We start from the raw sequence: 24,401 nt of genomic DNA on the forward strand, positions 1-24,401 counted from the left end.
ACGCCGCCGAAGGCGCCTAGCCTGTGTGCTTGATCAATTGAGGTGTGCCATGCGTTTGCTGGTCGTAGAAGATGAAGCCAAAACCGCGAATTTCCTGGCCAAGGGCTTGGGCGAATCGGGATTTGCCGTGGACGTGGCGCTCAATGGTCTCGATGGGCGCTATTTCATCGAGCAGCAGGAATATGACCTGATCATCCTCGACGTGATGCTGCCGGGCCTCAATGGCTGGCAACTGCTGCAACTGATCCGCCAGCGCGGCGCCACGCCGGTGCTGTTCCTCACCGCCAAGGACGCCATCGAAGACCGCGTGCGCGGCCTCGAACTCGGCGCCGATGATTACTTGCTCAAACCCTTCGCCTTCGCCGAATTGCTCGCGCGGGTGCGCACGCTGCTGCGGCGTGGGCCGCTGCGCGAGGCCGAGTCCTACAGCATCGCCGACCTGGAAATCGACGTGCTACGGCGTCGGGTCAGTCGCGGCGGTCAGCGCATTGCCCTGACCAACAAGGAATTTGCCTTGCTGCAATTGCTCGCCAGCCGTCAGGGCGAAGTGCTGTCGCGCACGCTGATCGCCTCGCAGGTGTGGAACCTGAATTTCGACAGCGACACCAACATGGTCGAAGTTGCAGTGCGCCGCTTGCGGGCCAAGGTCGATGATCCGTACATGCCGAAACTGATCCACACCGTGCGCGGGGTCGGCTATCAGCTGGAGGCGCCCGACGATGCGGTCTAGGTCGATCGCCTGGCGTCTGGCTCTGGCGTTCGCCGTGGTTTGCGCGTTGGTGTTGAGTGCGATTGGTGTGTTTCTCTACCGCTCGCTCGGCTCGGAAATCGCCTACCGCGACGACCTCGCGTTGCTCGGCCGTCTGGAGCAGGTGCGCGCCTTGCTCGCCGACAGTGACAGCCTCGGCGCCTTGCAGGCGCGGCCACGTCTCTATCAGAACATGCTCGGTAACCTCGACAGCCTGCTGTTGGTGCGGCGCGCCGATGGCTCGAACGTGATTGCGATCAACCCGCGCCAGCGCGACCTACCGCCATTGAACGCAATCGCACGCGAGCAAACGCCGCAGCGTCGCGACGTGCTGACCTGGCAGGCGCCGGACGGCGCCGAGCTGGCGCTGTTGTCCGGGGACGCCCAAGGGCCAAACGGCGAACTGCTGACGGTGATCGCGGGCAAGGTACTGACCGAACGTGAACAGATGCTCGCCAGTTATCGCTTGCGCCTGTACCTGGCCGTCGGGCTTGGCGCGTTGCTGGCGTTCGCGCTGGGCCTGGTTTTGCTGCGCCGTGGTCTGCAACCGCTGCGCCAGTTAAGCGCGGCGGTGCGTGGCATTGATCTGCGCAGCCTAGACCAGCGTCTGCCCGCCAGTGGCACCCCCGCCGAACTGCTCGAACCGGTGCAGGCGCTCAACGGCATGCTCGCGCGGCTGGACGACAGCGTGCAGCGCCTCTCTCAGTTCTCCGCCGACCTCGCCCACGAGATCCGCACCCCGCTGCACACCTTGCTCGCCAGCAACGGCCAGGCGCTGAATCACCCGCGCAGCACGGCGGAGTATCAGGAGCTGCTGGCGTCGAACATGGAAGAATTCGAACGCCTCAAACGCATGGCCGAGAACCTGATGTTCCTCGCCCGCGCCGAACAGGCGGAGCGCGCGCTCGACTTGCGCACGCTGGAATTGCACGAGGTCGGCAATGAATTGTGCGATTACTTCGAAGCGCTGGCGGACGACCGCAATATCCGTCTGGAAAATGCGCTGCACGGCGAACTGGTGGCCGACCAGCAACTGCTGCAACGTGCCCTGGGTAATCTGCTGGCCAACGCGGTGCGTCACGCCGATGAAGGCACGCTGATCAGCCTGCGCCGCCGCGATGAGCCGGGTGTGTGCTGGTTACAGGTACATAATCACGGCCCGGTGATCGCGCCAGAACATCTGGGCAAACTGTTCGACCGCTTCTATCGCGTCGACCTTTCACGGGCGCAGCCTGGGGATTCCGGTGGGCTGGGGCTGGCGATCGTGCAGTCGATCATGCTGTTGCATGGCGGGCGGGTGCGGGTGAGCAGTGATGCGGAGGGCACGGTATTTGGGCTGGGTTTTGTGGTGAATTGAAGGACGCCTTCGCGAGCAGGCTCGCTCCCACATGTGAAACGCATTCCAAATGTGGGAGCGAGCCTGCTCGCGAAGACGTCGGAACTGACGACCCAACCCTGGGGTCAGTCAGCGCAACCCGTCGCGAAACTGCCCCGGCGTCATTCCCGTCCAGCGCTTGAACGCGCGGCTGAAGCTGCTGGTGTCGGCAAACCCCAGCAGGTAACTGACTTCACTCAACGAACACTGCGGATCGCGCAGGTGCAGCAGCGCGAGGTTTTCGCGGCTCTCGTTGAGCAGCGTGTCGAAGCGACAGCCCTCATCCGCCAAGTGCCGTTGCAGGCTGCGCAGGCTCAGGTGCAACGCCTGGGCGATGCGTTCGGCGCTAGGTTCGCCTTCGGGCAGTTGCTCTTCGATAGCGTCGCGCACCTTGCGCTCCCAGGTCAGCGGCTGGAGTTGGGCCATCGTGCGTTTGAGCACCGCTTCGTTGTGTTCGGCCAGTTCCGGGTTGGCGTCGTCGAGGTGGCTGTCGAAGTCGGCGAGGGCGAACTCCAGGCGATCTTCGGCGCAGGAGAAATGCACCGGGGCGCGGAACACCTTGTGCCACTGATGCGCATCGGACGGTTCCGGTCGGCGCAGGTACACCGCCAGCGGCGCGTAATCGCGACCCAGGCGATTGCGGCAGGTACGCACGTAGATCGCGGCAAAGGCATCGATGGCTTCGAAGGCCGGCGCCGGATTGCCTGACGGAATTTTCAGACGAAACAGATAGCGGTCATCGCTGCGGCTCAGCTCCAGTTCCAGCGCATCGCTGACCACCGGGTGATAACGCACGATGCGTTCGAACACTTCGCGCAGACTGCCGCTGGCCACCAGCGCGTAACCCAGCGCATGGAACGTGGTCGGGCTGACGAAGCGCGACACTCGAAGGCCGATCGCCGGATCGCCGCTGAACTGCACCGCCAGTTGCCACAGACGCGTGGTGCCGGACAACGGATAACGCGCGTTCGGGTCGTCCATCAACTGCGGATCGAGTCCGGCCTGTTGGCACAGGCCGAGACTGTCCAGCCCCAGCGCATCGAGTTGCTTGCGCAAGGCACGGGTCCAGCTGGCGAGCGAGGTCGGTTCCTTCATGCTGATTGGCGCTTCCGGTCAACAGGTTGGCGTTCACGGCTACCATCAATAAAGCGTTCGCAGGGCAGGATGCGAACATCAATAACCAGAGGATGGAAGCATGGACCGTACTTCTGCAAGTCCCCAGCGACACAATGCTGCTCAGCGATCAGCGCATATTCGCGAAGTGGTGCTGGCCAAGGGCGTCGAGTTGCGTCAGCGCTATCCGATTTTGCAACACCAGGACGCCCTCGGCGCGGGGATTCTGGCCTTCGCCCTGGCCGGGATGATCGGTTCGGCGACGCTGTACATCACGGGTCACATGGCATGGTGGGTGTGCCTGCTGCTGAATGCGTTTTTCGCGTCCTTGACCCACGAGCTGGAGCACGACCTGATCCACAGCATGTATTTTCGCAAGCAGCGTGTGCCGCACAATTTGATGATGGGCCTGGTCTGGCTGGCGCGGCCGAGCACGATCAACCCGTGGATCCGCCGCCATCTGCACCTCAATCACCACAAGGTCTCCGGCACCGAAACCGACATGGAAGAACGCGCGATCACCAACGGCGAACCGTGGGGTTTTGCGCGGTTGCTGATGGTCGGTGACAACGTGATGTCGGCGTTCATCCGCATGCTGCGGGCCAAGACCTGGGCGCACAAATTCAACATCATCAAACGTACCCTGAAGGTTTACGCGCCGCTGGCGCTGGTGCATTGGGGCGCGTGGTATGTGTTTCTCGGTTTTCATGCGGCGAATGGCATCGCCTACCTCATGGGTTCGCCGATTGAATGGTCGGCGACCACGCTGTCGGTGATGCAGGTGATCGATATCGCGGCAGTGGTGATCATCGGTCCGAACGTGCTGCGCACCTTTTGCCTGCACTTCATCAGCTCGAACATGCATTACTACGGCGACATCGAGGCGGGCAACGTGCTGCAGCAATGCCAGGTGTTGAACCCGTGGTGGTTGTGGCCGTTGCAGGCGTTCTGCTTCAACTTCGGCAGCAGCCACGGGATTCATCATTTTGTGGTGAAAGAACCGTTTTACATCCGGCAGATGACCGTGCCGGTGGCGCATAAGGTGATGCGTGAGATGGGCGTGCGGTTCAATGATTTCGGCACGTTTGGGCGGGCGAACCGGTTTGTTCGGCGGGATGAAGTGGTAGCGGAGGAGGCGCGTACGGCTCGGGCTTGACAGGCGAGTTTGCGGGCCTCTTCGCGAGCAAGCCCGCTCCCACAGGGGAACGCATTTCAACTGTGGGAGCGGGCTTGCTCGCGAAGGCGTCGGATCAGGCAACCTCAATCCGGCTGAAACGGCGAAGCACTCAGAATCACCCCGGTCTCCTCCACATATTTCTGCCAATGCCCGATCAGGGTGCTGAGCTTGTCCGGCTGACTCGACGCCAGATCATGAATTTCCCCCGGATCGCTGCTCAGGTCGTAAAGCTGCCAGGTCGCCGGCCCCACCGGCCCGGGGATCCACACGGCTTTCCACGACCCTTGGCGAATTGCCCGCCGGCCAAACAACTCCCAACCAGTCACGGTGTGCTCGTCATGCACCTGGGCCGTCTCGCCAGACAAAAAGCCCAGCCATGATTTACCGCGCAGCGGCGCCACCGGTTTGCCGTGCCATTGCTTGCCCGGATGACGCACGCCGGCCAGATCGAGAATGGTCGGGGTGATGTCCATCACCGTGCCAAAGCCGTGGCTGATCTGCCCTTTGATCGGCAGTTGCGGATAGTGCAGCAGCGCCGGTACGCGAATCCCGCCTTCGGTGGTGAACGCCTTGAACAGCCGTGACGGCGCCGTCGCCACCTGCGCCCAGCTCGGCCCGTACCAGACGTAGGAATTGGCGCGGCCGATGTTGTCGAGGCTGTTGTCGTAATGCTGATTGAGGTAAGTCAGCAGTTCCGGGCCGAACTTGGGGAACGCTTCCAGCAGCGCGCCTTCGGCACCGTTATCGGACATGAACAGGATGAAGGTGTTATCGAGTTGGCCCTGCTGGCGCAGGTAATCGACCACCCGGCCGATGTTCCAGTCCATGCGCTCGACCATGGCCGCGTAGACCTCCATGGCCCGCGCGGAAATCTGCCGTTGCTCAGCGCTCAGCGCAGCCCATTGCGTGTTCAGTTGAATCAGCGGGTGCGGCTCGACATCCGGCTCGATGAGGCCCAGCGCCTTGAGTTTTTCCAGGCGCTCCAGACGCAAGACTTCGGGACCGGCGTCGTAGCGACCACGGTATTTTTCGACGATGTCGGCCGGTGCCTGCAACGGCCAGTGCGGTGCGGAGAAGGGCAGGTAGGCGAAGAATGGCCGGCTCTGATCGCGCTCCTTGAGGTACTGCAGCAGCTTGTCGCCGAAGGCATCCGACGAGTAGAAATCCTTGGGTAATTTGTCGATAAAGGTGTCGTCTTCGATGTACAGCGCCGGAGTCGATTTCAGCAGGCCAGGGGTGTGTTCATCGTAGGTCGGCTCGAAACCATAGTGGTTGGCCGCACCCGGCAGCAACGAAAACGAACGCTCGAAACCGCGGGCCTGCGGCGCCAGTTCAGCAGTCAGGCCGAGGTGCCATTTGCCGCTCATCAAGGTTTGATAACCGGCCTCGCGCAGCAGCTCGGGCAGGGCCACAACGCGGTCGTTGAGATAGCCTTCGTAACCCGGTTTGCCGATCAGCTCCGGGGTCAGCGCTTCGGCCATGGTGCCGATGCCGGCGATGTGGTGGTCGGTGCCGGTCAGCAGCATCGAACGCGTTGGCGAGCAGGTCGGAGCGGTGTGGAAATCGGTCAGGCGCAGGCCATTGTTGGCCAGAGCGTCGAGGTTCGGCGTGGCGATTTCGCCACCGAAGGCGCCGATGTCGGAGAAGCCGAGATCGTCGGCCAGAATCACCAGAAAGTTGGGGCGTTGCGGCATCGAAAAGCTCCTCTCAGCAGGCAATGAACGACAGCGGCAGATCGCGGATCTGGACCGGCAGGCTCGGTTGGTAATGGTCGTCACTGGTCAGTTCGTGCAGCAGCTCTTCGCGCAACTGATGGAAGTCGAAACTGCTGCGCTGACGCGGGTGCGGCAAGGCGATGTCGACCACTTGCTTGATCCGTCCCGGACGCGGCTCCATCACCACCACGCGATCGGCGAGAAAGATCGCTTCTTCGACGTCGTGGGTGACGAGGATCGTGGTGATTTTCGCCCGGTCGCGGATCGCCAGCAGCTCGTCCTGCATTTGCTGACGGGTCAACGCATCGAGCGCGCCGAACGGTTCGTCGAGCAGCAGAATCCGTGGGCTGGCGACCAGTCCGCGAGCAATCGCCACGCGCTGGGCCATGCCGCCGGAGAGCTGGTGCGGATAGGCGCGGGTGAAATCGCGCAGGCCGACCAGATCGATGAAATCGTTGATGCGCTGCTGCTTTTCGGCGGTGCTCAGTGGCTCGTTGACCAGGCCCAGACCGATGTTGTCGGCCACGGTCAGCCACGGGAACAGCCGATGCTCCTGAAACACGATGCCGCGCTCGCCGCCGATGCCGCTGACGGCTTTGCCATCGACACTGATCTGCCCGCGAAACTGCGTATCCAGACCCACCAGTAAACGCAGCAAGGTGGATTTGCCGCAACCGCTGGAGCCGACGATGGCGACGAATTCGCCCTCGGCGATGTCGAGGTTGAATTCGCGAATCGCCTCCAGTTCGAAACCGTCGACGTCGAAGGATTTGCCTACGTGGGTGAAGCTGACAATCGGTGCGTTCATGCGTGTCTCCAGCGAGTAGCGCGAATTTCTAGGCGTTGGCCGATGAGGTTGAGCAGGGCGCCGGTGAGGCCGACCAGCAGCATCCCGGCCATGATCAGATCCATGCGCAGCAGTTGTTGGGCGCCGATCATCTGGCTGCCGATGCCGCCGTTGGACGGCATGAAATATTCGGCGCCGATGGTGCCGAGCCAGGCGTAGATCAGACTCAGGCGCAGCCCGGCGAAAATCCCCGGCGCCGCACCCGGCAGCACCAGACGACGCAGGCGCTGGTCGAGGCTCAGGCGCAGCACCTGCGCGGCTTCGTTGAGTTGTGGCGAGAGGTTGGCGACGCTGCGCTGGGTGGCGATGAACAGCGGGAAAAACGCGGCGAGGGCGACGAACACCCACTTCGCCAATTCACCCAATCCGAACCACGCGGTGAGCAGCGGCACCCAGGCGAAAATCGCGATCTGGCGAATGGCGGCGAGAGTCGGGCCGAGCAGCCGTTCGCTGGTGCGCGACAGACCCAGCAACAGGCCGAGGGCGAAACCGAGTCCGCCGCCCAGCAGCAACCCGCCAAGGGTACGACCGAGGCTCAAGGCCATGCCGCTGATCAGCGTGCCGTCGAGCAGACCGTTCCTGGTCGTTTCCAGTACCGCCAGCGGGCTGACCAGAATATTCACATCGACCCACTGCTGATCGCTCGCCACTTGCCAGACGCCGATCAGGCTCAGGGGCAACAGCCACGGTTGCAGCCGTTGCCAGCCTTGATAACGTGGGCCTCGGCGGATTTCCGCAGTCGCCGGGTGCGGCCAGTGCACCAGTTTGCGGTCGAGAAAACCGATGCCGCGATCCATCGCGACACCGAGCACACCGATGACCACGATGCACACGAACACGATGTCGAGCATGAACAGTTGCCGTGCCCAGACCATCAGGTAGCCGATGCCTTCGCTGGACGCCAACAGCTCCACCGCCAGCAATGAAGTCCAGCCAGCGGCCAGGGCCAGACGCACGCCGGCCATGAACGCCGGCAGTGCAGCGGGCAGCACCAGGCGCCGGATCAGCAAATACGACGGCAGGCGCAATACGGCGGCGGCTTCGCGCAGTTTCGGTTGCGCATCACGAACGCCGACCAGGGTGTGCAGGGTCACCGGCACCACGATGGCCTTGATGAGCACCACCAGTTTCAGCACTTCGCCGATGCCGAAAAACACCATGAACAGCGGAATCCACGCCAGCGTCGGTACCTGTGCCAGACCGGCGAACGTCGGGAAGACCAGGCGTTCGAGGCGACGGCTGAAGCCCAGCGCGGCACCCAGCACCGCGCCGGCAGAGATCCCTGCCAGCAAGCCCCAGAGCAGGCGTTGCAGGCTGATCCACAAATGACTCCACAGCTCGCCCTGGGACAGCTCGATGGCGCTGTTCCACACCAGCGATGGCGCCGGCAGGATTTGCTCGCTCATCCATTGATTGCGTGCGGCCAGCCACCACAGGGCGAACAGGCTGATCGGCAGCAACCACGGCAAAACGCGTTGGTTGAGGCTTGGCCACACCCGTCGACTTTTCAGGGGCGGCGCGGGCAGCGGCAGGCTGAGCAGGGAATCACGGGCCATGGGTGACCTCCGTTGTCGGGTTGCATGGCGAACCGCTGTGCCTGTGTGGGAGTGGGCTTGCTCACGAAGACGGAGTGTCAGGCACCGATGATGGTGAATGACACGGCCTCTGCGCGAGCAAGCCCGCTCCCACAATTGGCTAGCGGTGTATGCAAAATCGATCTATAAAAATTCAAATCAATTCTATTGAGAGATAAGCCAGACCATTTAAGGCTTGCAGCGCGACGCGCATCCAATGCATTCGAAGAATATTTTCGATGCTGTTAATGCATACGCCGCTGCAGCCCGCGTGATTTCACGCTTAGCGCTAAAGGCTATAAAAATGTGCATTTATAGTATTTAAGCGAAGGTCATGCTTCGGCCTACTTTCGGCTCCTCAACGCCTGTCGTGATCAAGGAGCCGCACCCATGAACCTTCCCTTCAAACGAGTCTTCAGTCTGTTTGCCATTCCGGCACTGGCGGGCCTGCTGGCGTTTAACGCGCAGGCTGACGAACTCAAGGAAATCAGGATCGCCGTGCCTGACCTGAGCGCCGGCACCCAGCACAGCGGCGGCGGTGTGGTGGACGTGCTGCGTGACCAGCAGATCTTCGAAAAAGCCTTCGCCGATCAGGGCATCAAGATTCAGTGGAGCTTCTTCAAGGGCGCCGGGCCGGTGATCAACGAGGCGTTTGCCAACGGTCAGGTCGATCTGGCGTATCTGGGCGACCTCGCGGCGATCATCGGCAAGTCCAATGGCCTCGACACGCGGCTACTCAGCGCCAGTGCGCGTGGGGTTAAGCAATATCTGGGCGTGGTGCCGGGTTCGGGGATCAAGACCCTGCAGGATCTGAAAGGCAAGCGCGTGGCGATCTTCCGTGGCACCGCCACGCAGTTGTCTTTTGATGCGGCGTTGGCCAGTCAGGGCTTGAGCGAGAAGGATCTGAAAGTGATCAATCTCGACTTCAGCGGCGCGGTCGCGGCACTGGCGGCGAAACAGATCGACGCGTCGTGGGGCAGCTCAGGGCTGACGGCGCTGCAAGCCAAGGGGCTGGCGGAATTGCCGCTGAACACCAAGGATCTGGGTGGTGCCGGTAGTGTGCAATCGGTGCTGGTTGGCACCGGCAAGTTTGTCGACGGGCACCCGGAGGTCGTGGCAAAACTGCTCAAGGCGCAGCAGCAGGCGGTTGAGTGGCTGACTCAGGACAGCAACAAGGCTGCCTACGTGCAACTGGTGTCGGGGCTGGCAAGTTATCCACCGGTGATCCTGACCCAGGACCTGCAGGATCAGAAACTCAGCGAAGTGTTCCCGTCGACGCTGGACCCGGTGTTCCTCGGCAAGTTGCAGGACTCGGTAGACCTGGCGGCGCAGCAGAAGCTGATTCGCAAGCCGTTCAAGGTCAGTGATTGGGTGGCGCCTGAACTGGCGGCGGCCAAGCTCTGAATCTCCAGTGTCTGGACGGGCCTTTTCGCGAGCAAGCCCGCTCCCACAGGGATCTTCAGTGAACACAGATTTTGTATTCACAACGATCCCCTGTGGGAGCGGGCTTGCTCGCGAAGGCGTCCTCAAACCGCGACACTGATTGCCTGTTTATCCACCGCCACCAACGTCTCGATCATCGCTCTCGCTGCCGGCGACAAGCGAAATCCTGTGCGACTGACAATCCCGCAGCGCGCGTTCATGCTCTCCAGATTCTGCGGCAGATTGCGCCAGTGCAGCAGCGCCAGCGAACCCTGGGCAATGTCCTCGTAAAACGCCTCTTCCGTACCGATGCCGATGGCATTCGATTGCAGCACCACTTTCACCAGCGCCGGGAAATGCTCGGTCTCGATGGTCGGGGAAAAATCGATCCGGCCGCTGAGGTTCGCCAGCAGTTTGCGAATCCCTGGCGGGATCAGCGTGGTCGCCAGCGGGTAGTCGAACATGTCGTTGGTCGACAGGCTTTCCTTGGCCAGCAGCGGATGCCCGGGTCGGCAGAAAAACACCCCGCGCTTGGGCGTCAGGGCCTGGGTCTGGAAGTTCGGGTCGGCTTCGAAGTGGCGGATGTCGGCGATGAAGAATTCGATCTCTTCACGGCTCAGCGCACGGCTGAGTTTTTCCCAGTTATCCACCTGAAAACAGGTGCGCACTTTCGGGTGCGCGTTGATGAATTGCGCCACCGCGTCCGGCACCAGTTTCACCGCCGGGGCCGGGCCGCAGCCGAAGTGCAGTTCCCCGGCATCAAGCTTGGTCATCTGCGTCACTTCCGCGCTGAGCAGCGCCGCGCCTTGCACCAGGGTCAGGGCGTGTTGCAGCACCACCTGGCCTTCGGGTGTCGGGCGCAGATCCTTGTTGCCGCGATCCACCAGCACGCAGCCGAACTCTTGCTCCAGCCCTTGAATGCTGCGGCTGAACGCCGGTTGAGTGATGCCCATCGCGTCTGCCGCACGGACAAAACTGCGGTGTTCGTTGAGGGCGATGAAGTAGCGCAACTGGCGGAGATCCATATGCTTTTCCGGCATCCTAAAAATAGCTCGAAGGCATTTGCGACGAGGGTTGCTTGAGGTTTTAAATGCAAGCTCTTATTCCGTCAACGAAGCATGTGAATATCTATTAGATGTAAATGGAATATAGATAGAGCGATGTTTCGCTGCCGCCTAACCGCAAGCAGTCGATGAGGGTCTACCCATGAGCAATGCCGCACTCGCTGTAAAACCTGCTGTCCACGCGCTGGAAATCCATCCGGTGGCCGGCCGTATCGGCGCCGAGATTCGTGGCGTGCACCTGTCCGGTGAACTGGACGCCGCCACGGTCGAAGCCATTCAGCAAGCGCTGATCCAGTACAAGGTGGTGTTCTTCCGCGAGCAGACCCAGCTCGACGATCAGCGCCAGGAAGCCTTCGCCCATCTGCTCGGCGAGCCGGTGGCGCATCCGACCGTACCGGTGCGTGAAGGCACGCGTTATCTGCTGGAGCTGGACGGGGCCGAAGGCCAGCGCGCCAACTCCTGGCACACTGACGTGACCTTCGTCGACGCCTACCCGAAAGCCTCGATCCTGCGCTCGGTGGTGGCGCCGGCCTTCGGTGGCGACACGCTGTGGGCCAACACCGCGACCGCCTACAACGAACTTCCGAGCGAGCTGCGTGAGCTGGCGGACAAACTGGTCGCCGTACATAGCAACGAATACGACTACGCCGGGGCCAAGCCGGACGTGTCGGCGGAGAAGTTGGAGCGCTATCGCAAGGTCTTCACCTCGACCGTCTACGAGACCGAGCATCCGGTGGTGCGTGTGCATCCGATCAGCGGCGAGAAGAGCTTGTTGCTGGGGCACTTCGTCAAACGCATCAAGGGCTATTCGCAAGCCGATTCGGCGCACCTGTTCGGCCTGTTGCAGAGCCATGTGATTCGTCAGGAAAACACCGTGCGCTGGCGCTGGAAGGCGGGTGATGTGGCGATCTGGGATAACCGTTCGACCCAGCATTATGCGATTGATGATTACGGCACTCAGGATCGCATCGTGCGGCGGGTGACGCTCAAGGGTGAGGTGCCGGTCGGGGTGAACGGGCAGCGCAGTCAAACAATCAAAGGACTTGATATCGGCGGCGTCTGATCGGGCCTCTTCGCGAGCAAGCCCGCTCCCACAGTGGAAATGTGTTGAACACAGTGGATGTGAACAACATATGGCCCTGTGGGAGCGAGCCTGCTCGCGAAGCTTTTGATTCACCAAACGCCAATCTTCACGACCTTCTCGGTCTCCGGCTCGCCATAGCGAAACCGCTGTCCACGCAAATCAATCTCCTGATGACTGATCGTGGTCCGCCGCTTCAACCCGCGCACCCACTCGAACAGATACCCCGCATGCTCTTCGCGCACCGCCGCGTAGGCCGGATCATCACCCAGATCGCGCAACTCCTGCGGATCATTCAGCAGATCAAACAGTTGCGGCCGGAAGCCATCGTACGCCAGGTATTTCCAGCGCTCGCTGCGCACCATGGTCATGCGGCAGCGGTCGATCGGCTGGCCAAGTCGCTCGCGTGCCGGGGCCTGAAAGGCGTAGTCGTATTCGCTGATGGCGTAGCGGCGCCAGTCGGGATTTTCTCCATGTAAAAGCGGGATCAGCGAGCGTCCTTCCAGCCGATGCTCGGCGCCCGGCAGGCCCAGCGCATGGAGAAACGTCGGCAACGCATCAATGGTTTCTGCCAGCCGCTCATCCACCGTGCCCCGAGTGATGTCCGCCGCATCGCGCGGGTCGCGCACGATCAGGGGCACGCCCACTGCCTGTTCCAGCAAAAACTCCTTCTCGCCCAGCCAGTGATCGCCGAGAAAGTCGCCGTGATCGCTGGTGAACACGATCAAGGTGTCATCCCAACGTCCGTTGCTCTGCAGAAAATCGAACAGCCGCCCGAGCTGATCATCCACTTGCTTGATCAGGCCCATGTAGGTGGGGATTACATTCAATCGTACTGAGTTACGGGAGAAGTTGAGGCTTTCCTCATGCTGGCGAAAAGCCGTGTATACGGGGTGTTTGCTGGCTTCGGAGGGCGTCGCGCGGATCGGTTCGAGAATCGATTTCGTACTGTACAGGGCGTGGTATGGCGCCGGTACGATGTAGGGCCAGTGCGGTTTGATGTAGGAGAGGTGTAAACACCAGGATTTCTCACCTTGCTCGGTGATGAAGTCGATGGCTCGATTTGTAGTGTAGACAGTCTCTGAGAACTGCTCGGGAATTCGCGCTGGCAAATGCGCATGACGCATGTGCCAGCCGCTAAGGATTTCGCCGTTCTCGCCTTCGGCGGCGTTGGCCCAGTCGTGCCAGGGGTTGCGCCCGTCGAAGCCCTGCTCGCGCAGGTAATGGGTGTAGGGCGCGGACTCGCGTTTGTCGTCGAACAGCGGGTCGTCGGGGAAGATCCCGTCGTGGCGAAAATAGGGTTCGAAGCCGACCTCGTTGAGCACCTCGGCCTGCGCGCTGTCCGGGTTGATCGCCAGACGCTGCAGGGCATCGACATTGGCCGTGGCGTGGGTCTTGCCGACCAGCGCGGTGCGAATGCCGTGAGGGCGCAGGTAATCGCCGATCGTCAGTTCTTCCAGCGGCAACGGCACGGCGTTCCACGTGACCTGATGGCTGCTGACGTAGCGCCCGGTGTAGGCCGACATCCGCGACGGGCCGCAGATCGTGCCCTGGGTGTAGGCACGGCTGAAGCGCACGCCGGCGGCGGCCAGGCGATCGATGTTCGGCGTGTGCAGATGCGGATGACCGTAACAGGACAGGTAATCGCGGCGCAGCTGATCGCACATGATGTACAGCACATTGCGCACAGGGTTTTGCGGGTTGGACATGGGGTTCACCGGTCAGAAAGACAGGCGAGGGTTTTCGCTTTCGGCGGGGGTGTTCGGCAAGTGCATTTGGGGAATGGGTTTTATGCGGGGATTGCATTGGCGCCTGTAACGGCCTCTTCGCGAGCAGGCTCGCTCCCACAGTGGATTGTGGTGAGCGCAGAATTTGTGATCGACGCTAACTCTGTGGGAGCGAGCCTGCTCGCGAAGGCGTGCTGTCAGACGGCAAAATTCTCCAGCGAACACACCTCCTCATCCACCGCATCAATCGCCTTGATCTGCTCAATCATCGCCTCGGCCAGCGGCGACAAGCGATACCCCGCCCGACTGACAATCCCATAGCGGGTGTACAGCTCTTCCAGATCATCCGCCAGGCCGTCGATCCGCACACACACCAGCTCACCCTTGGCCTGATGCAACGCATCGGAATACGCCCCGACAATGCCGATCGCATCCGAACGCAGCACCACGCTGAGCAGGCTCGAGCTGTTTTCGCATTCCACATTCGGCGTGAAATCCGGGCGGCCGCTGAGGTCGACGATGACCTTGCGCAGGTTCGGCGGACGAATGCTCACTGCCAGTGGATAGCTCATCAATTGTTCGGCCGAAACCCGTTCAAATGCCGCTAACGGATGCCCGGCACGGCAACAGAAATGCCATTTGCGCGGCCGCAAGCGGTACGTCAGGTAATCCGGATCGGCCTCGAAGTGTCGAGTGTCGGCGACGAAGAACTCGAACTCCTCGCTGAGCAGGCGTTTGCTCAGGCTCTGCCAGTCATCGACCTGAAATTGCACCCGCGCTTTCGGGTAGCGCCCGATGAACGCGCCGATCGCGCGCGGGATCAATCCGGCCGCCGGCGCCGGGCCGCAACCGAAGCGCAACTCGCCCGCCTCCAGACCATTGAACTGACTGATCTCGTTGGCCATCTGCTGCGCGCCGCTGACCAGTCGCCGTGCATGTTCGAGCAGCACCTGACCCTGCTTGGTCGGCGGCAGATCCTTGCGCCCGCGATCGACCAACTGACAGCCGACGCTGTGTTCCAGCGCCTGAATGCTGCGGCTGAACGCCGACTGCGACAGGTTCACCGCCTGCGCGCCGGCGACGAAGCTGCGTTGTTCGGCGAGGGCGATGAAGTGACGAAGTTGGCGCAAGTCGATATGCATTTTTCACATAAAAAATATCCGGGAAATGCATTGGATATGCATTAGGTCGACTCCTTATAAAGGCAATCTCTTATGCAGTAAATATTTGTAAATCCATAAATAAATAACTGAAAAGAATATGCAGCGCTGAAGACGTCTGTGTATTTTTTGACCAGGAGCCGCGCCATGAGTCCGTTGAACCTTGCGTCACCCTTAACGCCACGACGGCTCAAACGCCTGCCTCTAGCCCTGTTGCTGGCGGGGAGTGCCAGCTGGACTCACAGCTACGCCGCCGACGCCGAGACCCCGCCGCCAGCTCCCGCCGGCAAACCCGCGGCCAACAGCTCGCAGCTGGAAACCGTGACCGTCACCACCCGCCGTCGCGAGGAAAGTTCGCAAGATGTGCCGACGCCGATGAGCGTGGTCAGCGGCCAGACCCTGGAGACGCAGCGCGTCTACCGCATCCAGGATCTTCAGCAACTGGTGCCGAGCGTCAACGTCGCCTACATGCACGCGCGCCAGTCCAGCGTGTCGATTCGTGGCCTGGGCAACAACCCGGCGAGCGACGGCCTGGAAGGCAGCGTCGGTCTGTACATCGATAACGTGTATCTGGGCCGTCCGGGGATGGCGGTGTTCGACCTGATGGACATCGAACAGCTCGAAGTCTTGCGCGGGCCGCAGGGCACGCTGTTCGGCAAGAACACCACCGCCGGGGTGATCAACATCAGCACCCGCGCGCCGACCTTCACCCCTGAGCGCAGCATCGAAACCTCGTTCGGCGAGGACGGCTACTTCCAGACCAAGGGCACGATTTCCGGGCCGCTCAACGATCAACTGGCCGGACGTTTCTCGGCCTATCGCACCCGCAGCGACGGCGATATCAAGAACGAATACAACGGCCATGACCTGAACGGTGGCTCGCGCGATGGCTTCCGTGCGCAGTTGCTGTTCAAGCCCAACGAAGACTTCAACCTGCGCTGGATCGGCGACTACAACGAAGAGGACTCCAGCGCCGGCACCCGCGTGCTGTACAACACCGGACCGACCATCAACGGCGTCAACCTCTACCAATCGCGGGCCAATGCCGCCGGTGCGACGCTGGTCAACGGCTCGCACCGCAAGGTCAATCTGGACAACGACCAGCACGTCACCGTGCATCAGGGTGGCACGTCGGTGGAGGCCAACTGGACGCTGCCGAGCGATTTCACCCTGACCTCGATCAGCTCCTATCGCTTCTGGAATTTCACCCCGGCCAACGACGACGGTCTCAACGTTGCGGCGACTTACAACGCCGGGGTTTCGGTCGAAGACAAACAGTACTCGCAGGAATTTCGCCTGGCCTCGCCCAAGGGCGAGTTCTTCGATTACGTGGTGGGCGCGTACTACTTCGGCTCGGATCTGGACAACAAATCCTTCGCCTATTACGGCCCGCAGGCCGACATCTGGAACGGCACGCCACGCGGTGCGCTGGCCAACGTCGGCAGCGTCGGCAACGGCCACATCAAGACCGACAGTTTCGCGCTGTTCGCCCAAGGCACCTGGCACCTCACTGAGCGCCTGGACTTCACCGCCGGGGTGCGCGGCACCTATGAAGAGAAGAACGCCTGGGTCACCCGCGATGCGCCGGTCGGTGGCGCCACTGTCACCGGTGCAGCGGCCACGGCACGCCGCGGACGCACTGGCGCCTACGATTCCGGCGATCTCAATCAGTACAGTTCCAGCCCCTCTGGGTTGCTCAACCTCAGCTATCGCTTCACCGATGATCTGCTCGGTTACGCCACGCTGTCCCACGGCGAAAAATCCGGTGGGGTGAACCTCGCAGTGGGTTCGGCGCCAACCGCCGGCGCCGACTCGCTGCTGATCGGCACCGAACGCGCGAACAACGCCGAACTCGGTTTCAAAAGCACCTTGTGGGACCGGCGTCTGCAGCTCAACGCCAACGTTTTCTGGACTCAGGTCAACGCCTATCAGACCAACGCCTACGACGACCTCAACCGCGTGCAATACCTGACCAACGCCGGCTCGGTGCGCTCGCGCGGCGTCGAATTTGAAAGCACGGTGATCCCGTTGCGCGGCCTGACCCTGAACTTCAACGGCTCGTACAACGACGTCAGCTACCTCTCGTACAAAGATGCACCGTGCCCGCCGGAAGTCAGCCAGGCACCGGGCGCACCGGCCTCTTGCGACCTCAGCGGCCACCAGGTGGTCGGCGCGTCGAAATGGATCGGCAACGCCAACGGCAAATACGAATGGAATCTGGCCAACGGTCTGCAACCCTACGTCACCGGCAGTTACGCGTTCCGCTCCAAAGCGGTGGGCACGGTCGAGGATTCCGATTACGGGCAGATCCCGAGCTACGCGGTGGTCAACCTGTCCACCGGTCTGCGCGGCGATTTCAATCAGGGCCAGTGGGACGTTTCGCTGTGGCTGAAAAACGCCTTCGACAAGACCTACTACACGACCCTGTGGACCGGCGGCAACGGCGGTTATGAAGGCCTGCTCGGTACGCCGCGCACCCTCGGCGTTACCGGTCGCTACGACTTCTGATCTGTCATTCAAGGAGCTGCATCATGTTGCCAGGCAAAACCGCTTTAGCGCTGTTGTTATCCGGCGCAGCGTTGAGTACCTCGGTGTTCGCCGCACCCAGCGTGTACCCGACCGGCGTCACCCGCTACGACCCGAACAAGGCGTTCAACCAATACGTGATTTTCAGTGGTGCCGACAAGCAGACGCACCTGATCGACATGAACGGCAACGAGGTGAAAACCTGGCCGCAGGCGGGGTTTCCGTCGGCGATCATCGACCCGCAACTGGTCGGCGGCGAGCGCGGGCATGTGCTGTTGCAACTGAGCGACAAGGATCCGGGCAAGCTCGGCTCCGCCGGTAACGGCCTGGGCAATCAGAGCGTCGGCGAGCTGGACTGGAACGGCAAAGTGGTCTGGCAGTGGGGCGACAAGGCGCCCGGTGGCTCCGCGCAGCAACACCATGATCAGCGACGCCTGAGCAACGGCAATACCGTGGTGCTGGCGAACAAGGTGCACAAGGTCAAAGGCTTCAAAGTGCCCGAGGTGATCGACGATGCGATCTACGAAGTCAGCCCCGACGGGCAGGTGAAATGGCAGTGGCTGGCCTCGGAACACCTCAACGAATTCGGCTTCACCCAGGAGCAACTGAAGCTGGTGCGCGCCAGCGACAACCCGGATTACCTGCACATCAACAACCTCAGCGTGGTCGGGCCGAACAAGTGGTTCGATGCCGGGGACAAGCGCTTCAATCCAGACAACCTGTTGCTCGATTCACGCAACGCCAACTTCATCGCAATCATCGACAAACACAGCGGCAAAGTGGTCTGGCGCCTCGGCCCGAACCTGCCGCTGATCAACCCGAAAACCGCACAGAAACTGCCGCGTCCGGTGGATCAATTTGTCGGCCAGCACGACGCGCACATCATCCCTGTCGGGCTGCCCGGTGCGGGCAACCTGCTGGTGTTCGACAACCAGGGTTCGGCGGGGTATCCGAACGTCACCCTCGGGCTGATTTCCGGCTCGCGAGTGCTGGAAATCGACCCGCAGAAAAATGAAATCGTCTGGCAGTACAGCGCGGCGAATTCGAAGCAGCCGGGGTGGGCGTTCTATAGCTCGTTCATCAGCAGCGCGCGACGTTTGCCCAACGGCAATACGCTGATCGACGAAGGCATGAACGGGCGCTTTTTCCAGGTCACGGCCGGCGGCGAAAACGTCTGGGAATACGTCAGTCCTTATCTGGGTAAAGCACCGGGCAGCGACGCGATCAGCAACTGGGTCTATCGGGCGTTGCCCGTGAGTTACGACTGGGTGCCGAAGGGTACGCCGCGCTCCGAGACCGCCGTGATTGCCCCGACATCGGCAGTGCAGCAGACCAGTGCCAGTCGTTAGTTGAAAAGGAATTAATGCTCGAATGAATGGCGATAAGTTATGTGCGGTTTGAATACTGCTTATTGCAATTTCGTTGAAAAGTCGCGTGGACAATAAGTGAATGGCCAACCATCCTGAGTGTCGTGAGTTTCCAGGAGGGAACTTGCTCTCATCGGAAGACACTTATCCAACGATAAAGGAAATCACGTTATGTCGAGCATTAATGGAACTTATGTAAACGCTAACGCTGGCGCCAAACTGACGATTACCGATGGCAACGACTCCAACGGCACCTTCAGCGGCAAGTTGAACCAGAACGGCGTGAACTACGACATCGCTTACGGGCATTACCATTTCCAGAACAGCACCGGGCAGCCTACGATCATCACCTTCGCGGCTCTGAATGACGGCACGGGTTATCAATCCTGGGCGCTGTTCTCGCCGGATCACACCTATTCGAAAGTTCGTGCGGCGGGTTCGCGCACCAACTTTGATGGTGATGTTGTTAGTCTGGCTGGAGAGTTTGTTAAACAGTAATTTTGTGTCACAAAAAAGCCGTCATGCTATTGAGCATGGCGGCTTTTTTCTTACATGAAATAAGTCATTTTCATGTTGGTTGCGCTTCCTATGGATGACAGCGTTTGCTGGCGTCTGATTCTAAGCTCGAGGTGAACTCAATCATTCGAGCAGGACGCTTACATGCAAAACGCGCTTTATTCCAACACCCTCGATGGGCCCTCTCTGACCATTGTCGATTCCGATGACCGCACCGGGGTCTTCGGCGGCACGTTGCATCACCAAGGCATCAACTACGGCATTGTCAGTGGCCGTTATGCCAGCCTCAACGGCTACCAGCCGCCAACCGTGGTCACGCTGATTGCCAATAACCAGGATCACGGTTATTTCGCCCTGACCCTGTTCTCGCCAAGTCGCGGCACTCATGAACTGCAGGGGCACTGCGTGCGCGTTACCTATGACGGCGTGGTCAGCAGCCTGCCGGGCGACTTCGTTCGCCATGCATGAGGCGCAGCCCGCGCCAGGTTTCTCTCTCTCAAAACACCCAGCAAGGATGCTGCACATGTCCAAGATCAACGGCGTTTATCGTCATGAACCTTCAGATACAACCTTGACCCTGACCGAAGGCGATGACCGCACCGGCAGTTTCACCGGAACCCTGTCGCTGTCCGGCATCGAGTACCCGATCGCATTTGGCAATTTCCATTTCAGACATGGTTTTTCAACAGGCCCGGTTGCTATCTCTTTCAATACGCTGACGGCCGATGGCACGGCGCAAGCCTGGGTGATGTTCTCGCCCGATCAGGCCTACACACGCTTGCGGGCACTGGGCAGCGCGGCGGACATGATGGGCAACATCGGGTTGAATGGCCTGGAATTCATCCGGCAAAACCGCTGAAGAAGCGCGAAATGAGCGGGTTTCGCATGCCTTCGCCGAATAATTTTCATGCTTGAAAAGCATTGTAAATTCAGCCCTCGGCGCCAGCCCTTGCAGGCCGTGGCTTTGCGACAATCTACGAAAACCTATATTCGTAAAAAATCTAAACACATCGATAAAAGTTACTTTCGGAGATAAGCGATTGCTCCAATGATTCACCCAACGACCGGTCGCCCGGGGGATGTTTGCGGCGACCGGTCGGGTACTTCGCAAAAAGACCGCAGGGAGTGAATCAATGGGCAATGTCCAGACCGCCGCCAGCGCACAGGAATTGCTGTGGCGTCAGACGCCGAGTGGCGAACTGGTCGATCTCGGCCGGCCGCATCGTGTGCCGCTGGGGCAGCTGCGTTTGCAGCGTGCGCCCAAGGGCATTCTGAGCCGCCGTGAAACCATTCTGCTCGGCGTGCTGGCGCTGCTGGTGCACGGCGCGGTGATCTATTGGATCAACCAGCATCCGACGCCGGCGTTGCCAATCGTGCCGCCGGAAATTCCGCCGATGACCATCGAGTTTTCGCGGCCGGCGCCACCCGCGCCGCCGGTGGTCGAACCGCCGCCACCGGCACCGGTCGTGGAGCCACCACCACCGGTTGAAGACGAGTTGGCCGTAAAGCCGCCGCCGCCCAAACCGATTCCCAAGCCCAAGCCGAAACCGGTGGCCAAACCGGTTCCGAAACCAGCACCGAAAGCTGTTGAACAACCACCCGCGCCGCCACAACCGGCAGCTCCGGTTGCCGCCCCGGCGCCACCTGCACCACCGGCCCCGGCGCCCGTGACGCCGGCTTCGGCCAACGCCGCGTATTTGAAGAATCCGGCGCCGGAATATCCGTCGCTGGCCCAGCGTCGCGGCTGGGAAGGCACGGTGTTGTTAAGGGTGCACGTGTTGGCCAATGGCAAACCGGGCGAGATCCAGATTCAGAAAAGCAGTGGTCGGCAACAGCTCGACGATGCGGCACTCAATGCCGTCAAGCAGTGGAGCTTCGTGCCGGCCAAGCAGGGTGATGTCGCCCAGGACGGCTGGGTCAGCGTGCCCATCGATTTCAAGATTCATTAAACCGAAACCTATTCGCGCTAAATGTTTACACGAGGGAATACATCATGACGTTACTGGCCTCTCCACTGGAATCCATCGAAAGCGCGGTGATCTGGCTGCTGGTGGTTTTTTCCGTTGCCACCTGGGGACTGGCGCTGCTCAAGGCTGTGCAGTTCGGTCGTCTGAAGGCGCAGGATCGCAAGTTTCATAAACGCTTCTGGGCGGCCTCGAGTCTGGATTCCGCCGCTGAGTTGAGCGAAACCCAGCCCGGTGCTGCGGCACGAGTCGCTCAGGCCGGGTACGCGGCGATTCAGGTGGGTGAGGCGCCGCAGGCCAATGACCTGAGCCAGGCGATCAACCATCAGGATCGTCTCGAACGTGCCTTGCGCCAGCAGATCGTCCGCGAACGGCGTTCGCTGGAAACCGGTCTGGCGGTGGTCGCGAGTATTGGTAGTACGTCGCCGTTCATTGGTCTGTTCGGCACGGTGTGGGGAATCATGGAGGCGCTCAAAGGCATCAGCGCGGCAGGCTCGGCGAGCCTGGAAACCGTCGCCGGTCCGATCGGCGCGGCACTGGTTGCCACCGGTGTGGGGATTGCCGTCGCGGTGCCGGCGGTGCTGGTTTACAACTACTTTTTGCGGCGTCTGAAACTGACGGCGGCGGATCTGGATGACTTCGCCCACGACTTTTACAGCCTGGCGCAAAAGAGCTCGTTCCGCGTGCTGATCCATCCGACGGCGAACAAGGTCGCGGCACCGGGCAACGCGACAAAAGTGAAGGAGGCGTCCTGATATGGCCTTCTCCACGCAAGACAGCGATGAGGTGCTGAGCGAGATCAACGTGACACCGCTGGTGGACGTGATGCTGGTGCTGCTGGTGGTGTTTATCGTCACCGCGCCGCTGCTGACCAACGCGATCCCGATTAACCTGCCGAAGACCGAAGCGGTGGCGCCGGTCGAGCAGAAAGATCCGCTGGTGGTGAGCATCGACGGCGCCGGCAAACTGTTTATCAACAAGGATGAAATTCAGCCGGACTTGCTGGAATTCAACCTTAAGTCGGCCAAGGCAAAAGACCCGGAAGTGCGCGTGCAATTGCAGGCCGACGACGGGGTGAACTACGGCGAAGTGGCGCGGGCCATGGCTTCGATTGAACGGGCGGGGATTACCAAATTGTCGGTGATCACTGCGCGGTAAACAGGATTTACGTTTTTCCGGGGCCGTCTCCTTGGCAGGGTGCGGCCCTTTTTTTATTCCGCAAAACCAGCCTCACCACCGACCTATTGTGGGAACGGGCTTGCTCGCGAAAGCATCAGCTGCATCGACATCAATGTTGACTGAGACACCGCATTCGCGAGCAAGCCCGCTCCCACAGATGCATCTCTTATATTCTTTTCGGGTCTTAATAAATAGCTTCTTATTCCTTAACGAATATAAATCCCGTCCCTATACTCGATCAGGAACAGACACGACGCAGGAGAGCTCCCCCATGCGCAACGAATCAATCCGCTACCTGATTGTGCCGGGCTGGCAAGGATCGCCAGAAGATCATTGGCAAACCCACTGGCAGAACAGCCTGCCCAACAGCGCACGCGTGGAGCAGGCCGACTGGCTGACGCCGCGCCGTGAAGACTGGGTCGCGGCGCTGGCCGAAGCGATTGCTGCCGACAGCACGCCGGTGATCCTGATTGCTCACAGCCTGGGTTGCATCACCGTTGCGCATTGGGCTGCCACCGCGCCCGTGCAATACCTGCGTCAGGTGCGCGGCGCGTTGCTGGTGGCGCCGGCGGATGTCGAGCGTCCGGCCTGCGCGCCTGCACTGCGCAATTTCGCCCCGATCCCCACCGACTTGCTGCCGTTCCCCAGTCAGGTGGTCAGTTCCGACAACGACGCCGCCGTCAGCGCCCCGCGTGCCCTGGAGCTGGCGCACAATTGGGGCGCCGAAGCGGGAATTCTTGCCGGGGCGGGGCACATCAACGTCAAGTCTGGGCATCAGCGCTGGGAGCAGGGTTTCGCTTATCTGTATCGCCTGCAAAACCGTATGGAACACCACGCCCGGCGTCGCGCTTGAACCTTTTTCTTTTCTGAACGCCCCCGTCTGCCGGCGGTTCTGGGCGGGAGTCTGCCATGAGTTTCGAAACGTTCGGTCAGCCGTTGCTGACCTTTCCCGATGCGGAAAAAAGTCCCCTGAGCATTCGCGCCAAGGCGCTGGTGTTCGTCGATCCCCGCTCCCGCAAGTTGCGCGAAGAGCTGGAACACCTGGCGCCGCGTGCCATCTCGGTGCTTATTCGCGGCGAGACCGGCACCGGTAAAGAGTTGCTCGCCCGTCACATCCACCGAGCCAGTGATCGCAGCGGCCTGTTCGTCTCGGTCAACTGCGGTGCGATCAGCCCGACCTACGCCGATGCCGAACTGTTCGGCTATGCCGCCGGCAGTTACACCGGTTCGGCGAGCAGTCGCGCCGGCTGGTTCGGTTCGGCCAACGGCGGCACTTTGTATCTGGACGAGATTGGCGACTTGCCGCTGCCGATCCAGATCAAACTGCTCGCCGCCCTGGAAAACCACGAAGTCACCCGCGTCGGCGCACATCAGCCAAGCCCGGTGGATGTGCGGCTGGTGGCGGCAACCAGCATTGATCTGGCGCAAGCGGTGGACGCGGGGAAATTTCACGAACGGCTCTATCACTACCTCAGCGAAGGTCAGCTGGAATTGCCGGCCCTGCGCGAACGAATCGGCGACATCCTGTCGCTGGCGGAATATTTCCTCGGCATCTACAGCCAGCGCCTTGATCTGCCGGTGCCGTTGATCAGCGAAGCGGCGCAGCACCTGCTGGAGCGCCACAGTTGGCCGGGCAACACCCGTGAGCTGGAAAACGTCATCCACTTTGCGCTGCTGGTCAGTACCGGCGATGAAATCCTGCGGGAGCACCTGAACCTGCCCGAAGCGTCTGAGCCGCAGCTTCAGATCGAACGACTGGTGGCACAAATCAACATCGGCGGCAGCGTCGACGAACGTAAGGCTTTGAAAGATCTGCTGATTGGTTTGAGCCAGCAGTTGTAGCCGT

The 24,401-nt window shown here is 61.1% G+C and carries 22 protein-coding genes; 15 read left to right on the forward strand and 7 right to left on the reverse strand.

Features of this window, described 5'->3' with window-relative positions; translation table 11 throughout:
- The first annotated feature begins 49 nt into the window (after window positions 1-49).
- Window positions 50-730 carry a heavy metal response regulator transcription factor gene (locus tag CRO59_RS08190; protein WP_027611153.1) on the forward strand — a complete coding sequence of 227 codons (681 nt, stop codon included), beginning with the start codon at window positions 50-52 and terminating at the stop codon, window positions 728-730.
- Entirely contained in the window at window positions 720-2,105 is a 1,386-nt protein-coding gene (locus CRO59_RS08195) for a heavy metal sensor histidine kinase (RefSeq protein ID WP_097086826.1), read from the forward strand. Before CRO59_RS08190 ends, CRO59_RS08195 begins: the two co-directional genes overlap by 11 nt.
- A gap of 108 nt (window positions 2,106-2,213) precedes the next feature.
- Here CRO59_RS08195 and CRO59_RS08200 read toward each other — a convergent pair whose 3' ends face one another.
- Window positions 2,214-3,218 (reverse strand): AraC family transcriptional regulator, encoded by a 1,005-nt coding sequence (locus tag CRO59_RS08200; RefSeq protein WP_097086828.1) that lies wholly within the window; start codon window positions 3,216-3,218, stop codon window positions 2,214-2,216.
- A 100-nt stretch (window positions 3,219-3,318) separates the two neighbouring features.
- Between CRO59_RS08200 and CRO59_RS08205 the strand changes: the two genes are divergently transcribed.
- Window positions 3,319-4,392, forward strand: coding sequence for a fatty acid desaturase (locus CRO59_RS08205; RefSeq protein WP_097086830.1), 1,074 nt, complete (start codon window positions 3,319-3,321; stop codon window positions 4,390-4,392).
- A 104-nt stretch (window positions 4,393-4,496) separates the two neighbouring features.
- On the opposite strand, the gene CRO59_RS08210 is transcribed toward CRO59_RS08205, so the two are convergent.
- Genes CRO59_RS08210 through CRO59_RS08220 form a run of 3 tightly spaced genes read right to left on the reverse strand, consistent with a single transcriptional unit; the run spans window position 4,497 to window position 8,531 of the window.
- Complete coding sequence (locus tag CRO59_RS08210) at window positions 4,497-6,107, reverse strand: arylsulfatase (RefSeq protein ID WP_097086832.1); 1,611 nt, start codon at window positions 6,105-6,107, stop codon at window positions 4,497-4,499.
- Window positions 6,108-6,120: 13 nt separating this feature from the next.
- Window positions 6,121-6,936 (reverse strand): ABC transporter ATP-binding protein, encoded by an 816-nt coding sequence (locus CRO59_RS08215; RefSeq protein WP_027611158.1) that lies wholly within the window; start codon window positions 6,934-6,936, stop codon window positions 6,121-6,123.
- Window positions 6,933-8,531: an ABC transporter permease gene (locus CRO59_RS08220; RefSeq protein ID WP_097086834.1), complete on the reverse strand. Its 1,599-nt coding sequence runs from the start codon at window positions 8,529-8,531 to the stop codon at window positions 6,933-6,935. The genes CRO59_RS08215 and CRO59_RS08220 overlap by 4 nt, the downstream gene beginning before the upstream one ends.
- A 408-nt stretch (window positions 8,532-8,939) precedes the next feature.
- Between CRO59_RS08220 and CRO59_RS08225 the strand changes: the two genes are divergently transcribed.
- Window positions 8,940-9,953: an ABC transporter substrate-binding protein gene (locus tag CRO59_RS08225; protein WP_097086835.1), complete on the forward strand. Its 1,014-nt coding sequence runs from the start codon at window positions 8,940-8,942 to the stop codon at window positions 9,951-9,953.
- A 122-nt stretch (window positions 9,954-10,075) separates the two neighbouring features.
- Here the strand turns inward: CRO59_RS08225 and CRO59_RS08230 are convergent, their stop codons facing one another.
- Complete coding sequence (locus tag CRO59_RS08230; protein ID WP_096797773.1) at window positions 10,076-10,996, reverse strand: LysR family transcriptional regulator; 921 nt, start codon at window positions 10,994-10,996, stop codon at window positions 10,076-10,078.
- A 181-nt stretch (window positions 10,997-11,177) separates the two neighbouring features.
- Here CRO59_RS08230 and CRO59_RS08235 point away from each other — a divergent pair, with 181 nt between their 5' ends.
- Window positions 11,178-12,098, forward strand: a complete 921-nt coding sequence (locus tag CRO59_RS08235) for a TauD/TfdA family dioxygenase (protein ID WP_097086838.1) — start codon at window positions 11,178-11,180, stop codon at window positions 12,096-12,098.
- Between the two features lie 110 nt (window positions 12,099-12,208).
- On the opposite strand, the gene CRO59_RS08240 is transcribed toward CRO59_RS08235, so the two are convergent.
- Both CRO59_RS08240 and CRO59_RS08245 read right to left on the reverse strand, forming a co-directional pair.
- Entirely contained in the window at window positions 12,209-13,825 is a 1,617-nt protein-coding gene (locus CRO59_RS08240) for an alkaline phosphatase family protein (RefSeq protein ID WP_097086840.1), read from the reverse strand.
- A gap of 215 nt (window positions 13,826-14,040) precedes the next feature.
- Window positions 14,041-14,985: a LysR family transcriptional regulator gene (locus CRO59_RS08245; RefSeq protein ID WP_097086842.1), complete on the reverse strand. Its 945-nt coding sequence runs from the start codon at window positions 14,983-14,985 to the stop codon at window positions 14,041-14,043.
- A gap of 165 nt (window positions 14,986-15,150) precedes the next feature.
- Here CRO59_RS08245 and CRO59_RS08250 point away from each other — a divergent pair, with 165 nt between their 5' ends.
- The 10 genes from CRO59_RS08250 to CRO59_RS08295 all read left to right on the forward strand — a co-directional run bounded on the left by CRO59_RS08250 (window position 15,151) and on the right by CRO59_RS08295 (window position 24,397).
- Entirely contained in the window at window positions 15,151-17,511 is a 2,361-nt protein-coding gene (locus CRO59_RS08250; protein WP_097086844.1) for a TonB-dependent receptor, read from the forward strand.
- A 23-nt stretch (window positions 17,512-17,534) separates the two neighbouring features.
- Complete coding sequence (locus CRO59_RS08255) at window positions 17,535-18,878, forward strand: aryl-sulfate sulfotransferase (protein ID WP_097086845.1); 1,344 nt, start codon at window positions 17,535-17,537, stop codon at window positions 18,876-18,878.
- A gap of 189 nt (window positions 18,879-19,067) precedes the next feature.
- Window positions 19,068-19,394 carry a hypothetical protein gene (locus CRO59_RS08260; RefSeq protein WP_096797777.1) on the forward strand — a complete coding sequence of 109 codons (327 nt, stop codon included), beginning with the start codon at window positions 19,068-19,070 and terminating at the stop codon, window positions 19,392-19,394.
- Window positions 19,395-19,556: 162 nt separating this feature from the next.
- Window positions 19,557-19,880, forward strand: a complete 324-nt coding sequence (locus tag CRO59_RS08265) for a hypothetical protein (RefSeq protein WP_007963450.1) — start codon at window positions 19,557-19,559, stop codon at window positions 19,878-19,880.
- Between the two features lie 55 nt (window positions 19,881-19,935).
- Window positions 19,936-20,271 (forward strand): hypothetical protein, encoded by a 336-nt coding sequence (locus tag CRO59_RS08270; RefSeq protein ID WP_097086847.1) that lies wholly within the window; start codon window positions 19,936-19,938, stop codon window positions 20,269-20,271.
- 274 nt (window positions 20,272-20,545) lie between these two features.
- Entirely contained in the window at window positions 20,546-21,361 is an 816-nt protein-coding gene (locus CRO59_RS08275; RefSeq protein WP_097086849.1) for an energy transducer TonB, read from the forward strand.
- A 44-nt stretch (window positions 21,362-21,405) separates the two neighbouring features.
- Window positions 21,406-22,131: a MotA/TolQ/ExbB proton channel family protein gene (locus tag CRO59_RS08280; protein ID WP_096797442.1), complete on the forward strand. Its 726-nt coding sequence runs from the start codon at window positions 21,406-21,408 to the stop codon at window positions 22,129-22,131.
- Between the two features lies 1 nt (window position 22,132).
- Window positions 22,133-22,534, forward strand: a complete 402-nt coding sequence (locus tag CRO59_RS08285) for a biopolymer transporter ExbD (RefSeq protein ID WP_003220570.1) — start codon at window positions 22,133-22,135, stop codon at window positions 22,532-22,534.
- Window positions 22,535-22,826: 292 nt separating this feature from the next.
- Window positions 22,827-23,408 carry an alpha/beta hydrolase gene (locus tag CRO59_RS08290; protein WP_097086851.1) on the forward strand — a complete coding sequence of 194 codons (582 nt, stop codon included), beginning with the start codon at window positions 22,827-22,829 and terminating at the stop codon, window positions 23,406-23,408.
- A gap of 56 nt (window positions 23,409-23,464) precedes the next feature.
- Entirely contained in the window at window positions 23,465-24,397 is a 933-nt protein-coding gene (locus CRO59_RS08295) for a sigma 54-interacting transcriptional regulator (RefSeq protein WP_097086853.1), read from the forward strand.
- Window positions 24,398-24,401: the final 4 nt, after the last annotated feature.

Origin of the sequence: Pseudomonas sp. LAMO17WK12:I5 (genome assembly GCF_900215165.1) — a bacterium.
GTDB classification, from domain to species: Bacteria; Pseudomonadota; Gammaproteobacteria; order Pseudomonadales; family Pseudomonadaceae; genus Aquipseudomonas; species Aquipseudomonas putida_A.

Bases quoted from the DNA above. Each gene is read 5' to 3' on its own strand.
- CRO59_RS08195 (WP_097086826.1), top strand. From the start codon at position 720: ATGCGGTCTAGGTCGATCGCCTGGCGTCTGGCTCTGGCGTTCGCCGTG.
- CRO59_RS08260 (WP_096797777.1), top strand. From the start codon at position 19,068: ATGTCGAGCATTAATGGAACTTATGTAAACGCTAACGCTGGCGCCAAA.
- CRO59_RS08295 (WP_097086853.1), top strand. From the start codon at position 23,465: ATGAGTTTCGAAACGTTCGGTCAGCCGTTGCTGACCTTTCCCGATGCG.
- CRO59_RS08255 (WP_097086845.1), top strand. From the start codon at position 17,535: ATGTTGCCAGGCAAAACCGCTTTAGCGCTGTTGTTATCCGGCGCAGCG.
- CRO59_RS08235 (WP_097086838.1), top strand. From the start codon at position 11,178: ATGAGCAATGCCGCACTCGCTGTAAAACCTGCTGTCCACGCGCTGGAA.
- CRO59_RS08275 (WP_097086849.1), top strand. From the start codon at position 20,546: ATGGGCAATGTCCAGACCGCCGCCAGCGCACAGGAATTGCTGTGGCGT.
- CRO59_RS08210 (WP_097086832.1), bottom strand. From the start codon at position 6,107: ATGCCGCAACGCCCCAACTTTCTGGTGATTCTGGCCGACGATCTCGGC.
- CRO59_RS08245 (WP_097086842.1), bottom strand. From the start codon at position 14,985: ATGCATATCGACTTGCGCCAACTTCGTCACTTCATCGCCCTCGCCGAA.
- CRO59_RS08225 (WP_097086835.1), top strand. From the start codon at position 8,940: ATGAACCTTCCCTTCAAACGAGTCTTCAGTCTGTTTGCCATTCCGGCA.
- CRO59_RS08240 (WP_097086840.1), bottom strand. From the start codon at position 13,825: ATGTCCAACCCGCAAAACCCTGTGCGCAATGTGCTGTACATCATGTGC.
- CRO59_RS08205 (WP_097086830.1), top strand. From the start codon at position 3,319: ATGGACCGTACTTCTGCAAGTCCCCAGCGACACAATGCTGCTCAGCGA.
- CRO59_RS08290 (WP_097086851.1), top strand. From the start codon at position 22,827: ATGCGCAACGAATCAATCCGCTACCTGATTGTGCCGGGCTGGCAAGGA.
- CRO59_RS08200 (WP_097086828.1), bottom strand. From the start codon at position 3,218: ATGAAGGAACCGACCTCGCTCGCCAGCTGGACCCGTGCCTTGCGCAAG.
- CRO59_RS08190 (WP_027611153.1), top strand. From the start codon at position 50: ATGCGTTTGCTGGTCGTAGAAGATGAAGCCAAAACCGCGAATTTCCTG.
- CRO59_RS08270 (WP_097086847.1), top strand. From the start codon at position 19,936: ATGTCCAAGATCAACGGCGTTTATCGTCATGAACCTTCAGATACAACC.
- CRO59_RS08215 (WP_027611158.1), bottom strand. From the start codon at position 6,936: ATGAACGCACCGATTGTCAGCTTCACCCACGTAGGCAAATCCTTCGAC.
- CRO59_RS08265 (WP_007963450.1), top strand. From the start codon at position 19,557: ATGCAAAACGCGCTTTATTCCAACACCCTCGATGGGCCCTCTCTGACC.
- CRO59_RS08285 (WP_003220570.1), top strand. From the start codon at position 22,133: ATGGCCTTCTCCACGCAAGACAGCGATGAGGTGCTGAGCGAGATCAAC.
- CRO59_RS08220 (WP_097086834.1), bottom strand. From the start codon at position 8,531: ATGGCCCGTGATTCCCTGCTCAGCCTGCCGCTGCCCGCGCCGCCCCTG.
- CRO59_RS08280 (WP_096797442.1), top strand. From the start codon at position 21,406: ATGACGTTACTGGCCTCTCCACTGGAATCCATCGAAAGCGCGGTGATC.
- CRO59_RS08250 (WP_097086844.1), top strand. From the start codon at position 15,151: ATGAGTCCGTTGAACCTTGCGTCACCCTTAACGCCACGACGGCTCAAA.
- CRO59_RS08230 (WP_096797773.1), bottom strand. From the start codon at position 10,996: ATGGATCTCCGCCAGTTGCGCTACTTCATCGCCCTCAACGAACACCGC.